Raw genomic sequence first — 13,465 nt, forward strand, 5'->3', positions numbered from 1 at the left:
CAGGGCAACGCCTGGGTAGGATTGGGAGACGATCTTTGACAGGAATCTCAATGCGACTCTTCGCAGGTAACTCGAAGAATCTGCTGCCATTAATTTAGTTAATAAATTTTGGAAAAGAAAGATCGTTTTAGAGTAAGCCTGTTAAATTTTAGTGATTTCCCTGCTCATCTGATGGATCTATGCCGCAACCCAGCCCTTCCCAATCCGTCCTCAAGGGTGCTAATCCCTTTCTAGAGGATGACATTCCCGACTCAGAAGATATTTATGAGCCAACACCCTTTGGCATTGCTGCTCTAACCAATGTCGATCACCTGATGAATGAAATTTTTCAGGATATGGAGCAGACATTGGAGCGGGGAACCGCTCTGCCTGCCGATCTTCACCAGGAACCTGAGCCTGCAATTGCTCCTTTTATGACTCCTGTTACTCCTTTAGATGTCCCACTGCTCTCACCTGGACTTCCCTCGTCTCCTCTGTTGGAGTCCGTCGCGCCCTACCGATTGCCTGAAGACGATTTGCTGAGTGACCCTGACCTTGAAGAACTGTTAGTCATCGACCAAGAGGTAGCTAAACCTCGTCAGTCGAGCGGTGGCTTTCTCCTCTCTGCTGTGTTGGCAACGCTTATTCTCACAGGCGGCTTGTTTGCAACAGTTAAATTTCGGCTCTATCAAATGATTCCTGGTTTCTCGGGGTCAGAAGTGGTAGAAGGACGTGTGCCCCCCATTACGGTGCCCGAAGCAGCGCAGACTGGAAAAGATCAACAGTTTTTAGAGTATGTGGGACGATCGCTCAATCGCATCGATCGCACCGCTACTCGCAACAGTGGTACTTCTGGGGCGATCGCTACCGGAATCGCCACCCTTCCTCCACCTCCTTCTGTTGCCCCCTCTCCCCTGGTCGTTGAACGCTACGTCCCAGTTTACCAACCACCCCTTTTCGGCTCCTTCACGAGTCCTCCTGGAACAACGACAAGCAACACGAACGCTATGACCAGGACAGCAGTGGCTGCTGCTCCCGCTATAGTCGTACCGCCTGCCCCTACCGTCCGTCCACCTGTAGTCCGCGCTGCTGTACCTGCGCCAGTGGTGCCTAGTCCTAGTCCAATTGCTGCGATCGTCCCTAGCATTGACCTTTCTGAAACTCATGCATTAATTGGTTTGCTTGAACTCGGCGATCGCTCGGCTGCGCTTCTCGAAGTTAACGGGGTTCCTCAGCGTATTCAAGTCGGTGAAAAAATTGGAGCAAGCGGTTGGAAAATCATGTCTATCTCTAATCAAACTGCCATTATTCAACGCAACAGCGAAGTGCGATCGATCCATGTCGGTCAAAAGTTCTAAAGAGGTTAGGGAGTTGCAATTAAATAACACCCCGAACCGCCCCCTAAATCCCCCATTCTGGGGGACTTCCGAACCTGTCAAAGTCCCCCAGAATGGGGGATTTAGGGGGCTGATAAGTCAATGCATCCCATTGGGGTTTTATTTTCACGCAACTCCCCTAGCAGTTTTGGCAGCAGGTTCTAAACGTCTTATCATTCGCTGTCCCGTCTATCCTGTAAGCTATTGCCAAACGCTAATTCTAAGGACTTAGGGAGCTTGTCGGGATGCCAGAAGTTGGGATGTCAGAAGATAGTTATTGGTCGGATGCGAGGGGTTTTCTGCGTCAGCATGTTCACCCTGGAGAAAAGCTGATTGCTCCGGTTCGGCTTAAAAAAGAGTTTGAGCATCTTTACTCCTACAGCTATTCCTATGGGTCTGAGGTTGATTTTTTCGACTGGATGCTAATTCACAAAGGCATGATCGAAAAATTCGATCATGCGTTTTTAACTGCTGCTGTGAAAACCTTTAAGCCCATTTTTGCCAATGAGGTTTTTGTCATTTTGGCGAAGCAAGATTTAGCAGGGGCGATCGCCTCTCCTCACCATCTGAAGCCTCTTTTAGACGCACTCAGTTCTGTCAATCCTCAGCCTGACCGCTCCTGGCTCAAACGAGTCAAAGATTTTTTTCATGACAACTCGGTTTCCCAAAAACTCGATCTCACATTAAAGCGTCTAGCTAGTTTAGATACTCAGGTGAAGCAAATAGAAAAACGAGTGCAAGGTAAAACTCGTACTTTTGACAGTAAAGCGATCGCCACCTTATCTCATGAGGAGTTTGTCAGCCTTTGTCGGGCTGCTTGCCAAAGTGCATATTTAGGCAACGGCACAATTTTATGTCGAGTGCTCAGTCGCTATCTGATGTATGTAGACAGCCAAGATATTAGTCTTGCACCCCACCTTCTCCTCAATGGGTACTGGGAACCTGCCGTTACCTTTGCCTTTGCTCGCAGCATTCAGCCCGGTTGGAACTGCATTGACGTAGGTGCAAATCACGGTTACTTCAGTTTGCTAATGGCAAGTATGGTTGGCAAAACCGGAAAAGTGCTGGCGTTAGAACCGAATACCAACCTCGTGCAACTGATTCAGCAGACTTTAATAGTTAATGGGTTAACCGAAAATGTCACTGTTTCTTCACAAGCTGCTGCCGATACCAACGGCGAAGCCGTGACCCTTGCTGTTCCTAAAGGACAAATTGGCGGTGCCAGCATTGTTCGTCAAGTCGGTGCAGGCGATGACGCAATCGCTACCGAGACTGTGACGATCGATCGCCTAACAGCAGATTGGGAACACGTTGATTTCATTAAAATTGATACCGAAGGTGCAGAGGAATCTGTCTGGAGAGGGATGCGCCAGACGCTTCAACACAATCCTCATATCATCGTCGTGCTAGAGTTCGGAGCCACACGCTATCCCGATGGTAAAGCATTTCTACAAGAAATACTGAACGAAGGCTTTATTCTGCGCTATATCGATGGCAGCATAGAACATGGCTCTCTGACTGTTGAGCAATGCCTGACAGAACGAGGCGACAAACACTGGGATTTGTATCTCAGTCGGTATTAATACTGACTGAAGTAAGACAATTTGAGATATGAGGTTCGGCTCAGGAATTGAACATAAAATTAACGGGTTCGCAGACGTCGTAGGGGAACAACAATCCCACGATCGGTTCAAATTAAAACCTCCTGGTGTGTTCAGATTGAAAGCAGAAAGTTAAGGTTGGGAGAAAGGCAAGAAAGGAGCGATCGCATGGGCATTTTTGAAGACTTCAGCAAATTTTTAGAAACGCGCCTAGAAGAATTTCTACGCAACAATCCACACTTAGAACTTCAGGCACTAGAAGAAAAGCTCCGCGAACAAGAAGAGGAAGTAATTCGGCTAATTGCCGACCTCCGTCTGCGCGAGAAGCAGCTTGAAGCCGAAATTTTAGCAACTGCTCAAGAGATTCAGCGTTGGCACATTCGCATTGATAAAGCAAAGAAAGCCCAGCGATTTGATCTGTCCAAACCTGCCGAAGAACGTGAGGCTGCGCTCCTTCGTCAGGGCAACCAGCTTTGGGGGCAGATGGAAATGCTAAAAACTCGTATTCAGCAAACAGGTGAACTGCAAAAACAAATTCAACTCCGCAAGCAAGAAGTTAGAGTCAAAGTCGCTGAGGCGAAGGCTACCAACGCTGAGCAGCAACGACAAACTAGCGCCTGGAACACTCGCTATCAGTCTAGCTTCTCCAGTTCATCTGATCCTTTGGAGCAAACCTTTAGACGATGGGAAACTGATGCAGAACTAGATGAGCTTAAGCGCAAAATGGGGCGTTAGGTGAACCAGAAGATTAGGAAAGACAAACTAACTGAGTAAATCAAACTGGCAAAGTTTAAGATCTCATTAACTTTGCCATTGTTTTCCACAGCACCAACCCACTTTTCCACAGACTTTAGTGGGTTTTTCCACAGACCAGGGAAAAGTTAGGTTAAGAATAGGTGTAACTAGAAGACCTGAAAAAACCTATCTCAGGAAAGAATTCGGCTAAATCCATAGGCACAACTTTAGTTATCGTCCCAAGATTCAACCGCGAGGAGATCACTAATGGGATCTTGCATTGAAAACTCGAAATCTTCAAGCTCTTTTTTCAAGTGACTCCATTCATCTCCGTAAAGAAGGGCAATTTTCCATAGCCGATCTGTGGGACGGATTACCTTAGAATCTACGAGCGATCGCACTTGACGTTGAAACTTACCCATGGGGTGAGCAACCATTTGGTTCATAACAATTAAGGAAATGTAGATTGTGGAACGAATTACTTTTCAAATCGTCTTCTGCATCTTGAAAATCAAGACAGCGCGTATGAGGCTGATGTCGGCTGAAGTGACAGTGGCAAAACAACGTTTCTGATTAGCTATTCTAGCACAGCAAACTCAAGCGTGCCAGATCAACTAGAGCCAAAACGGCAACTATTACTGATGCTAATGGGAGATTATTAGAAACAAAATCAAACTAATCAGACAAAAGCGTTTACATTCTTTCACTCTGCGTCGCTAGGTACTAGAATGGTACCTTTGGGCAACTTTACAAAGAGGAATCTAGATGTCTCGATATAGAGGTCCCCGCCTCAGAATTGTGCGGCGCTTAGGCGAATTGCCTGGCTTATCCCGCAAAACTCCGAGACGGGCATACCCACCCGGTCAACATGGTCAAGCTCGTAAGAAGCGTTCTGAGTACGCAGTTCGACTTGAAGAAAAGCAAAAGCTACGGTTTAACTACGGCGTTACTGAGCGTCAGTTGCTCCGCTACGTTCGTAAGGCTCGTCGTGCAGCAGGTTCTACAGGGCAGGTGTTGCTACAGCTCTTAGAAATGCGACTCGATAACACGGTGTTTCGGATGGGTATGGGCCCAACGATTCCAGGTGCGCGTCAGTTAGTAAACCATGGTCATGTGACGGTAAACGGCAGAGTTGTGGACATTGCCAGCTACCAGTGCAGACCCGGCGATGTGATTGGAGTGCGCGATAGCGATCGCTCTCGTCAACTCGTTGAAGCAAACTTGCTCTTCCCTGGACTGGCTAACTTACCTAGCCATTTAGAGTTTGACAAAGCCAAGAAAATTGGCAAAGTTAACAGCGTCGTCGAACGCGAATGGATTGCGCTGCAAGTGAACGAATTGCTGGTCGTTGAGTTTTACTCACGTCAAGCCTAGAGATTGATGGCGACGAACACCGTGCGGCTGTGGTGCGCGATCGAATAGTTTTTTCAAGCTCTCCAAACCTGTCAGTTGGGGAGCTTGTTTGGTATTTGGGGAGGTAGTCAAAGTCGCTATAGTGAAAAAGGATATCGCCCAACTCACCGTTTGAGGATTTTGCGATGAAAGCTCCTATTTCTCTTCCTAAGATCCAAGGGCTATACCAAACTGATTATCTGCAATGGATAGAAGCCACTGTGCAAAAAATTCAGAGCCGAGCGTATGGGGCTGTGGATTGGGAGAACTTGATTGAGGAAATTGAGGATATGGGGAGGCGAGAACGCCAGAGCTTAGAAAGTAATTTTATTACGATAGTAATTCATTTGCTCAAGTGGCAATTTCGACCGCAGAAGCGAAGCGGCAGTTGGGAAGGCAGCATTATTGAGCATCGTCGCCGAGTTAACAAGGCGCTGAAAGATTCTCCTAGCCTTAATCCATATCTTGAAAGCGTTGAGGCTGAATGTTATGAACAAGCTGTTAAGCAAGCTAAAGCTGAGACAGGCTTGCCGTTAGAATCATTTCCCCTAGATTGCCCTTACAAATTGGCAGATATGCTGAAGGAAGATTTTCTACCCTCAGAGCAAACTTCTCTTTAGAGGTTGTCTGAGAAGTCTAAGTTGCTATCCAATCCGCCCCCTAAATCCCCCAGAATGGGGGACTTTGAAGAAGGCGTGGCTCGGAAGTCCCGCAAAATGGGGGGTTGGGGGGCGAGTGTAAGAATCTTTGATACTTCTCAGACATCCTCTTAATCCTATCCGCCGATCTGCGACATTGTGCGGCTGTAAGATCCGGTGGTTCCAGCGTCTCGCATTTTGTAGTTGATGTCAGGTTTCGCGGTGAGGAGATCTTGCACTTCCGCTCGAATTTGTAGGAGCGGAACGCCTGACCGCAGAGCCATTTTTAGGTCTAGCTGTCCGGTTTCGTTGAGGAGGCAGGGGCGCAGCCAGCCATCAGCAGAAAGACGCATTCGGTTACAGCGATCGCAAAAGCATTCCGACATTTGGCTAATAAACCCCAGGGTGCCCTTGGCTCCTGGAATTTGAAACACATCGGCAGGGCCGTTCCCCGCGACTTGTCCTGCGGTTAAACCCCAGCGCTCCCGGATTTGTTGGCGCAATGCTTCTGAATCTACCCAACCTTTTTCACCAAATAGTCCTGCATTACCAATGGGCATGAATTCAATGAACCGGATGTGCCACTGGCGATCGAGACTCAGTGCGGCTAAGTCTAAAACCTCATGATCATTAACGCCAGGAATCACCACCACGTTGAGCTTAAGCGGATCAAATCCAACTCGGTGCGCTGCCTGGATACCGTCCCAAACTTGCTGCCAACGCGATCGCAAAATGCCTCCAGCGGTCGGTCTTTTACCGACAATGCGATCGAAAGTTTCGGGTTCTAAAGAGTCGAGGCTAATATTAATGCGGCGTAACCCAGCAGTGTGGAGATCTTGCGCCATGCCCGCTAACAAAAACGCATTGGTCGTCATGGATAAATCTTGGGTTTGAGGTAAAGCCGCGATCGCCCGGACAATATCGACCACGCCCGGACGAATCAACGGCTCGCCGCCCGTCAGCCGAAACCGAGTAAACCCAACTGGAATAAAAACTTCTCGCAGCAGCAATAATAGCTCTGCTTGAGTAAGCAACTCTTGCTTTCTGACAAACTCTAACTCTTCTCCCTCTGGCATACAGTATTGGCACCGAAAGTTGCAGCGATCGATCAGGCTAATGCGCAGATAATCAACGGCGGGAAGCATTGTAGGATTTACAGAAGAGGTTATGGCAGGGTTCACAACAGTCATTAAATGTACCCGTCCTTTAAGATTAGGAACAAGGGGTCAGTCTCCATCCTATCGATAAGATTCAGATTGCTGAAAGGAAAATGAAACGGTTGTCCACCTTTTTGCCCAGGTTTGCTAATCTAAGTAAAACTCACAAAATCATAGTCTTGTAACTCTGAGCTTAGAATGTCTTTGCTCAACCCCTTTTGGCTTTATCCTTGGATTTTTCCAGAGTTTGAAGCGTTTTTCTAGGTTTTAAGGCAAGACTTTCTGGTTATTGTCATGCTTAAAGTTGCTTCCTGTGAAACGTCTAAATCATTAGATCCGTTTAACAGTCTGCTTAATGAAAGCTTAGTTCTATTGTTGAAAGTCAAATCATTTAATACCCCCTTTAATTAATTTCTCAGCTTCTACCTCACACTTTAGGACTTATTGCAGGATTTAACCGTGACCCTTCAAACTGAACAACCTCCTCAGGTGACATCTGTAAACCAGATCGATCGCCAGATGGTCGCTATTTTGGACTTCGGCTCCCAATATTCTGAGCTGATCGCCCGTCGCATTCGAGAAACCCAGGTCTACTCTGAGGTGCTGTCTTACCGTACTACTGCTGAACAGCTTAAGCAACTGAACCTCAAGGGCATTATTCTTTCGGGAGGGCCCAGTTCTGTGTACGACGAAGGAGCGCCCCAGTGCGATCCAGAAATTTGGGACTTGGGCATCCCTGTTTTGGGAGTGTGCTATGGAATGCAGCTAATGGTGCAGCAGCTAGGGGGCGGCGTTGAACGGGCAAGCCGAGCGGAGTATGGCAAGGCATTTTTGCATATCGACGACCCCACTGATTTGCTGACTAATGTAGACGATGGCACGACGATGTGGATGAGTCATGGCGACTCGGTCACTCATTTACCAGATGGCTTTGAACTGCTGGCACATACCGATAATACTTCCTGTGCCGCGATCGCCAATCACGATCGCAAGCTTTATGGTGTGCAGTTCCACCCCGAAGTGGTGCATTCCTTGGGCGGCATGGCGCTGATTCGCAACTTTGTTTACCATATCTGCATTTGTGACCCCACCTGGACGACTGCTGCCTTTGTCGAAAATGCAGTTCGAGAAATTCGTGCCAAAGTGGGCGACAAGCGTGTACTGCTGGCACTGTCGGGTGGGGTTGATTCATCCACGCTAGCGTTCTTGCTGCATCGGGCGATCGGCGACCAGCTTACCTGTATGTTCATTGATCAGGGTTTTATGCGGAAGCTAGAGCCAGAGAGATTAGTCAAGTTGTTCCATGAGCAATTTCACATTGATGTGCAGTATGTTCATGCCCGTGAGCGCTTTTTAGCCGCGATCGCTGGAGTCACTGACCCTGAAGAAAAACGGAAGCGGATTGGTCACGAATTTATCCAGGTGTTTGAGGCAGAATCTAAGCGGCTGGGGCCTTTTGATTACTTAGCACAGGGGACGCTGTATCCCGACGTGATTGAATCTGCTGATACCAACGTCGATCCTAAAACGGGCGAACGGGTTGCTGTCAAAATCAAGAGCCATCACAATGTCGGCGGCTTGCCCAAAGACTTACGCTTTAAGCTTGTGGAGCCTTTACGGAAACTGTTTAAAGACGAAGTGCGGAAGGTAGGGCGATCGATCGGCTTGCCCGAAGAAATTGTCAACCGTCATCCTTTCCCTGGGCCCGGATTAGCCATTCGGATTTTGGGAGAAGTGACCAACGAACGCCTGGATATTTTGCGCGATGCCGATTTGATTGTGCGGCAAGAAATTAACCGCAGCGGCTTGTACCACGAAGTATGGCAGGCGTTTGCGGTATTGCTACCCGTTCGTAGCGTTGGCGTAATGGGAGATCAGCGAACTTATGCTTATCCAATTGTGCTACGCATCGTCTCTAGTGAAGACGGCATGACAGCAGACTGGTCCAGGGTTCCCTACGATTTGTTAGAGGTTATCTCCAATCGAATTGTTAACGAAGTGCGAGGCGTTAACCGAGTCGTGTACGATATCACCTCAAAACCGCCTGGAACGATTGAGTGGGAGTAGTTCTAAGCTTGAAACCTTGTCTAGCATTGTCCACAAAAATACAATCTCCCTCAAAGCCTCTCTCCTGAAGGAAAGGGGCTTTGAGGCTTCGCATCCCTAGGTAAACACTCGGTCACTTAAACATCGGCTGATTGCAAGGGTTGGCTTACACTAGACGCAAACCGCAGACGAATGACGATCGCCGTAATATTGTCATGTCCATTATGCTGATTAGCTAGCTCAATTAAATGGCTGACCCCGATATCTAAACTCATTTGCCCTGACAGCAATGGGGTCAAGTGGCTTTCCCAATAGATTTCTAGCAAATCATTGTCGGTCAGACCATCTGAACAAAGCAACAGCAGCATATCTTCGTTGAGTTCCAGAAAGCTGATAGCGGGTTTAATGCCGTTCTCATCCCGTGGGCCAAGCGCCTGGGTAAGCTGGTAGGCATCGGGACGGGCATAGGCGATCGCCTCTTGCACGCCCCGCTGAATTTCCCGCTGCCCCACTTCATGATCCACGGTAATTTGTTCTAGTCCATTTCGGCTGCTGAAACGGTAGATGCGACTGTCGCCCACGTGGGCGATTGCGAGTTGGTTGTCTTGCAACAATGCCATTGCCAGAGTAGTCCCCATCCGACCGCTGCCAGAACTAGCACGCTCTTGGTTAAGATCAAAAATGGCACGATTTGCCTGACCAATAGCTTCTTGAATTTGCTCTTCGCTAGGCAACTGGTCTTGCCAATTTTCGGCAAAGTAGGTTTTTAGCGTTTCTACCGCCAGCGCACTAGCGACTTCGCCACCTGCATGACCGCCCATGCCATCGCAAAGAATGTAAAGTCCCTGAATTTGCAGGGTTTTGCCTTGGGGACTTTCAGTTTTTTTAACGTCTGATTGCAGGCTGAAGCAGTCCTCGTTGTGGCTGCGTTGACTGCCAATGTTAGTGGCTCCGGCATCTTCAAAGCCCACGAGTTGAAGAGCCAGCGCGACAGGAGAATAATCGGAAACACTACGGGTTAGTTCTTGACTATCATCTAGGTCTTCATCCCAGTCGGGAAGCGTGTCCAAGTTGACGAGGGATGGAAGGATGGGTGGCTCTGGGCTGGGTGCGTCAGAATCGTTGACTGCCTCTTTGATGACTGTGAGACGCGATCGCAGTTCTGTAATAGATGTTACAGAGCCAGACTGTACATCATGAAACATCTGGGCTATGTCGCCCCGCTGAGTCCGTTGAGATTGAGAAAACAAGGTCTGCCAGGTTTCGCCCAAGTCTGTTAGTTCAGCAGGCTGAGCGGCATCATCTTCATAGAGGCGTTGCAGGCACAGAAGCCCGTTGTCGTCGATCCTAAGGTTATCTAGCACTTGAAGGCTGGTACCACAGTTTTGAGGCTGGAGGGCAACCCAAAGTTCGATCATTTCATCCAGCCAATCAATAATTTCGACTAACAAGGCTTGTCCACCCCATACAGAGAGAAGGGAGGGGAAGTGCGATCGCTCTTCAAGCAGCACCACGCTAAGTCCCTCTTGCTCCCAAGCATCATGAATTTTGGGCAGTGATAGAAAAGGATATTGTTTTTGAAGTTTTAAGTAAGGCTGAGCGGCGGCGGGAATTGCTTGGGTTTGTTCGGGCGGGGAAGTACTACTAGAACTAATTTGTTGGCGGTAGAGATCGTCTAAAAGAGAAGGCTGGAGAGGCTTGCAATCAATGACGACGGTTTCAATTAGGGCGGTAGAGTCGGTGATGGGTAAATCGGCAGTCAGTTGGTAACGCTGTTGATTATCAAGAAATTGTTGGGCAGCCAGCCGACTCACTGATCCTGACAGAAGGGCGTGTCGGCGAACAGTCGTAGGACTAGGTACAGAAGTAATATCCAGATCTTCTGAGTCAGGATGGGAATTAGGTAAGAGGCTGTTGGGTAAGAGATCCTTGACCAAAGCTCCTCCACACTTTTGACAAAACCGATTCTTATCCGGGTTTATGGACTGACAGTGGGGACAAGCCTGCATTTGAAAAAATCCTCGACTCCGGACAGATGACCTCTAAGGCTTTTAATCTTACCGCTTAGCTTCTTCTGATGCTATGAGTTTAGAAGGTCGATTTAACGCCTTGAAGCAGCTTAATTTGCGAGCCTAATCAGTTCTCTCAGGGTACCCCAGATTATTCAGCAGCGACCAAGCAGAGTTTTATTTTGCAGGAAAGTAGAGCATTATGCCTAATTTTGTAGAATGGATGGTCAGAAATCAGGTTTTTGCTTGGGGAAGGCAAACTTATTTAATGGGGATTTTGAATGTAACGCCGGATAGCTTTAGTGATGGCGGGCAATTTGACACCTTAGATGCGGCGATCGCCCAAGCGCATCATCTGATTGAATCGGGGGCACACGTTTTAGATGTAGGCGGACAGTCAACCCGACCCCAAGCCGAAGAGATTTCTCTAGATGCTGAGCTAGAACGGGTGGTGCCTGTGATTCAGGCACTGCGAGAGAGCGGAATTAATGCGCCCATTTCGGTGGATACGACGAAGGCGGCAGTGGCACGGGCAGCCGTGGCAGCAGGGGCAGATTGGGTGAATGATATCTCTGGAGCACTCGTTGACCCTGAAATGCTAGGCGCGATCGCTGAGCTAAATATTCCGGTTGTGCTGATGCATATGCGAGGAACGCCTCAGACGATGCAACGATTAACGGAATATCAAGATTTGATCGGAGAGATTTACGAGTTTTTGGCACGTCGAGTGGAAGCAGCGATCGCTCTAGGCATTCCTTCGCGTCATATCATGCTCGACCCAGGAATCGGCTTTGCCAAGAACTATAGTCAAAACCTAGAAATTCTGCGGCAACTCTCTAAGCTGCGATCGCTAGGGTTTCCTTTGCTAGTAGGCACTTCCCGCAAAAGTTTTATTGGACACATTTTGAACCAGCCCAACGCCCAAGAACGAGTATGGGGAACAGCAGCAACTTGCTGTGCAGCGATCGCTCAAGGTGGCGATGTACTACGGGTTCATGATGTTAAAGAGATGAGAGATGTGTGTTTGGTTGCCGATGCCATTTGGCGGCACTAGTTACCATTTCCACTATGACCGCCTTCTAACGTATTCCGCCCCGAACTACCTTCAGATTGAATGAGTTCTGTTATGCCTTCAGTCAAGGCTTTAGGATCCATGAAAACAATTTTAGAGTTGTTGCTTTCGCCTAACTTGAGGCTGGCATCAACGTAATTTTGGGCAACAAGGTACTGGAGGATGTGCTGGCTATCGGGGTTGTTACGAAGGGCTTCGGCAATGCGTTGAACTGATCCGGCGATCGCCTCAGCTTCCTCCATGGCGGCTTTTTTCTTTCCGGCGGCTTGCGTCTCTAGGGCAATGCGCTCACTTTTTGCCGATCGTTCTTTTTCCAACGCCAGCTTGATACTTTCAGGAGCTTCAATATCTTGAATTTCGACCCGAGTAATTTTTACGCCCCAAGGTTCAGTGGCTTCATCCAGGTTTGCTGCTAGCTCCCGGATAATTTTGTTTCTAGAAGAATTCGTTTCTTGTAGATCCATCATGCCGATGACAGACCGCAATGTCGTCACGACTAAATTACTAATCGCGTCTTCAATGTCTTGAATTTCGTAGTAAGCCTGCTGCAATTCTAGAATCTTCCAAAAAATAACCGCATCCACTTTGACTCGAATATTGTCTTGGGTGGTGGCATCGTTGGGAGGAATGTCAAGGATGCGCTCTTTAACTGAGCCTTCTGTAACCACTTCATCAATAAATGGAATAATCCCAAAGTTAAGCCCTGGCTTAAGCTTGCGGTGATACCGCCCCAAACGCTCTACTAAAGCCTCGTTGCCTTCATTAATTCGTCTAGTTGACCCAACTGTTGCTCCCAGAATGGTCAAAATGGCAGCAAATGTCCAAACAAGTGAACCCATACGTTTTGATCCCTTCTGATGCAGCGAGTTTAGAAGTTAATGCCGTGCAGCAGTCTCAATATATCGCTCTAAATGATTTTCGGCACAGGTTAGCATCGGTGAACTCAAAGCCTGGTTAGCAATCAGCCTAGTTAGCGATCGCTGGGTTCTTCTAAAAAGCGGGTGGGCATGACAATTAAGGTCAAGCCTTGCCGCGCCACGACCTGCACCACTTCTCCAGGCGTAATGACAATATCTGAAATTTGGCAGCGGGCTTTCCAAAGCGAACCTTCGTACATCACTAGCCCAATACCGCCTTTGGTAATAACTTCTGAAACCGTGGCTTCTGCATCGGGCGACAGGTCGAGGGACTGCTTGGGAACCATGCCTCGCAGAACAATGATCAGACAAACCGATAAAATGCCCCAAAGTAGTAGTTCAATGGCGATCGACTTGACTGTGATAGCAGCGATCGCCGTGATGACTGCCGCAATGCCTAGAGAGGCAACTACGGGTTCTCCTGCAACCATGCTTGCGCCTAAAAGTAGTAACCCTGTCAGCAACCAGGCGTATGCCCGCTGCTCTGATAAAAATTGTATTAAATCTGCATTAGCCACAGTCGGTTCTGCCCCTGCATATCGA

The 13,465-nt window shown here is 48.3% G+C and carries 12 protein-coding genes; 7 read left to right on the forward strand and 5 right to left on the reverse strand.

Annotation, left to right across the window (positions count from 1 at the left end; all coding sequences use genetic code 11):
• Positions 1 to 179 precede the first annotated feature (179 nt).
• From KME11_02060 to KME11_02070, 3 genes are all read left to right on the forward strand, one after another.
• A complete protein-coding gene (locus KME11_02060) occupies positions 180 to 1,337 on the forward strand; it encodes a hypothetical protein (GenBank protein ID MBW4513994.1) in 1,158 nt (385 codons plus the stop codon).
• A gap of 263 nt (positions 1,338 to 1,600) precedes the next feature.
• Positions 1,601 to 2,938: an FkbM family methyltransferase gene (locus tag KME11_02065; protein ID MBW4513995.1), complete on the forward strand. Its 1,338-nt coding sequence runs from the start codon at positions 1,601 to 1,603 to the stop codon at positions 2,936 to 2,938.
• Positions 2,939 to 3,124: 186 nt separating this feature from the next.
• Positions 3,125 to 3,691: a TIGR04376 family protein gene (locus KME11_02070; GenBank protein MBW4513996.1), complete on the forward strand. Its 567-nt coding sequence runs from the start codon at positions 3,125 to 3,127 to the stop codon at positions 3,689 to 3,691.
• A 227-nt stretch (positions 3,692 to 3,918) separates the two neighbouring features.
• Here the strand turns inward: KME11_02070 and KME11_02075 are convergent, their stop codons facing one another.
• On the reverse strand, positions 3,919 to 4,137 hold the full coding sequence (locus KME11_02075) for a DUF4327 family protein (protein MBW4513997.1): 219 nt from the start codon (positions 4,135 to 4,137) through the stop codon (positions 3,919 to 3,921).
• Positions 4,138 to 4,456: 319 nt separating this feature from the next.
• On the opposite strand from KME11_02075, the gene rpsD reads away from it, so the two are divergent.
• Positions 4,457 to 5,065 (forward strand): 30S ribosomal protein S4, encoded by a 609-nt coding sequence (gene rpsD / locus KME11_02080; GenBank protein MBW4513998.1) that lies wholly within the window; start codon positions 4,457 to 4,459, stop codon positions 5,063 to 5,065.
• 164 nt (positions 5,066 to 5,229) lie between these two features.
• Positions 5,230 to 5,703: a DUF29 domain-containing protein gene (locus KME11_02085; protein MBW4513999.1), complete on the forward strand. Its 474-nt coding sequence runs from the start codon at positions 5,230 to 5,232 to the stop codon at positions 5,701 to 5,703.
• A gap of 155 nt (positions 5,704 to 5,858) precedes the next feature.
• Here the strand turns inward: KME11_02085 and moaA are convergent, their stop codons facing one another.
• Positions 5,859 to 6,866 (reverse strand): GTP 3',8-cyclase MoaA, encoded by a 1,008-nt coding sequence (gene moaA / locus KME11_02090; protein ID MBW4514000.1) that lies wholly within the window; start codon positions 6,864 to 6,866, stop codon positions 5,859 to 5,861.
• Positions 6,867 to 7,397: 531 nt separating this feature from the next.
• On the opposite strand from moaA, the gene guaA reads away from it, so the two are divergent.
• Complete coding sequence (guaA, locus tag KME11_02095) at positions 7,398 to 8,945, forward strand: glutamine-hydrolyzing GMP synthase (GenBank protein MBW4514001.1); 1,548 nt, start codon at positions 7,398 to 7,400, stop codon at positions 8,943 to 8,945.
• A 116-nt stretch (positions 8,946 to 9,061) separates the two neighbouring features.
• Here the strand turns inward: guaA and KME11_02100 are convergent, their stop codons facing one another.
• Positions 9,062 to 10,933: a serine/threonine phosphatase gene (locus KME11_02100; protein MBW4514002.1), complete on the reverse strand. Its 1,872-nt coding sequence runs from the start codon at positions 10,931 to 10,933 to the stop codon at positions 9,062 to 9,064.
• Positions 10,934 to 11,156: 223 nt separating this feature from the next.
• Between KME11_02100 and folP the strand changes: the two genes are divergently transcribed.
• Positions 11,157 to 11,987, forward strand: a complete 831-nt coding sequence (gene folP / locus KME11_02105; GenBank protein ID MBW4514003.1) for a dihydropteroate synthase — start codon at positions 11,157 to 11,159, stop codon at positions 11,985 to 11,987.
• Here the strand turns inward: folP and KME11_02110 are convergent.
• A complete protein-coding gene (locus KME11_02110; protein ID MBW4514004.1) occupies positions 11,984 to 12,844 on the reverse strand; it encodes a paraslipin in 861 nt (286 codons plus the stop codon). The two genes, folP and KME11_02110, sit on opposite strands and share 4 nt — an antisense overlap.
• Before the next feature lie 131 nt (positions 12,845 to 12,975).
• On the reverse strand, positions 12,976 to 13,440 hold the full coding sequence (locus KME11_02115) for an NfeD family protein (GenBank protein ID MBW4514005.1): 465 nt from the start codon (positions 13,438 to 13,440) through the stop codon (positions 12,976 to 12,978).
• Between the last annotated feature and the right edge of the window lie 25 nt (positions 13,441 to 13,465).

Origin of the sequence: Timaviella obliquedivisa GSE-PSE-MK23-08B, assembly GCA_019358855.1 — a bacterium.
Taxonomy (GTDB): Bacteria; Cyanobacteriota; Cyanobacteriia; order Elainellales; family Elainellaceae; genus Timaviella; species Timaviella obliquedivisa.

Excerpts from the sequence above, each read along its gene's own strand:
- KME11_02085 (MBW4513999.1), top strand. The coding sequence starts at position 5,230 with ATGAAAGCTCCTATTTCTCTTCCTAAGATCCAAGGGCTATACCAAACT.
- guaA (MBW4514001.1), top strand. The coding sequence starts at position 7,398 with ATGGTCGCTATTTTGGACTTCGGCTCCCAATATTCTGAGCTGATCGCC.
- KME11_02065 (MBW4513995.1), top strand. The coding sequence starts at position 1,601 with ATGCCAGAAGTTGGGATGTCAGAAGATAGTTATTGGTCGGATGCGAGG.
- moaA (MBW4514000.1), bottom strand. The coding sequence starts at position 6,866 with ATGCTTCCCGCCGTTGATTATCTGCGCATTAGCCTGATCGATCGCTGC.
- KME11_02100 (MBW4514002.1), bottom strand. The coding sequence starts at position 10,933 with ATGCAGGCTTGTCCCCACTGTCAGTCCATAAACCCGGATAAGAATCGG.
- folP (MBW4514003.1), top strand. The coding sequence starts at position 11,157 with ATGGTCAGAAATCAGGTTTTTGCTTGGGGAAGGCAAACTTATTTAATG.
- rpsD (MBW4513998.1), top strand. The coding sequence starts at position 4,457 with ATGTCTCGATATAGAGGTCCCCGCCTCAGAATTGTGCGGCGCTTAGGC.
- KME11_02070 (MBW4513996.1), top strand. The coding sequence starts at position 3,125 with ATGGGCATTTTTGAAGACTTCAGCAAATTTTTAGAAACGCGCCTAGAA.
- KME11_02110 (MBW4514004.1), bottom strand. The coding sequence starts at position 12,844 with ATGGGTTCACTTGTTTGGACATTTGCTGCCATTTTGACCATTCTGGGA.
- KME11_02060 (MBW4513994.1), top strand. The coding sequence starts at position 180 with ATGCCGCAACCCAGCCCTTCCCAATCCGTCCTCAAGGGTGCTAATCCC.
- KME11_02075 (MBW4513997.1), bottom strand. The coding sequence starts at position 4,137 with ATGAACCAAATGGTTGCTCACCCCATGGGTAAGTTTCAACGTCAAGTG.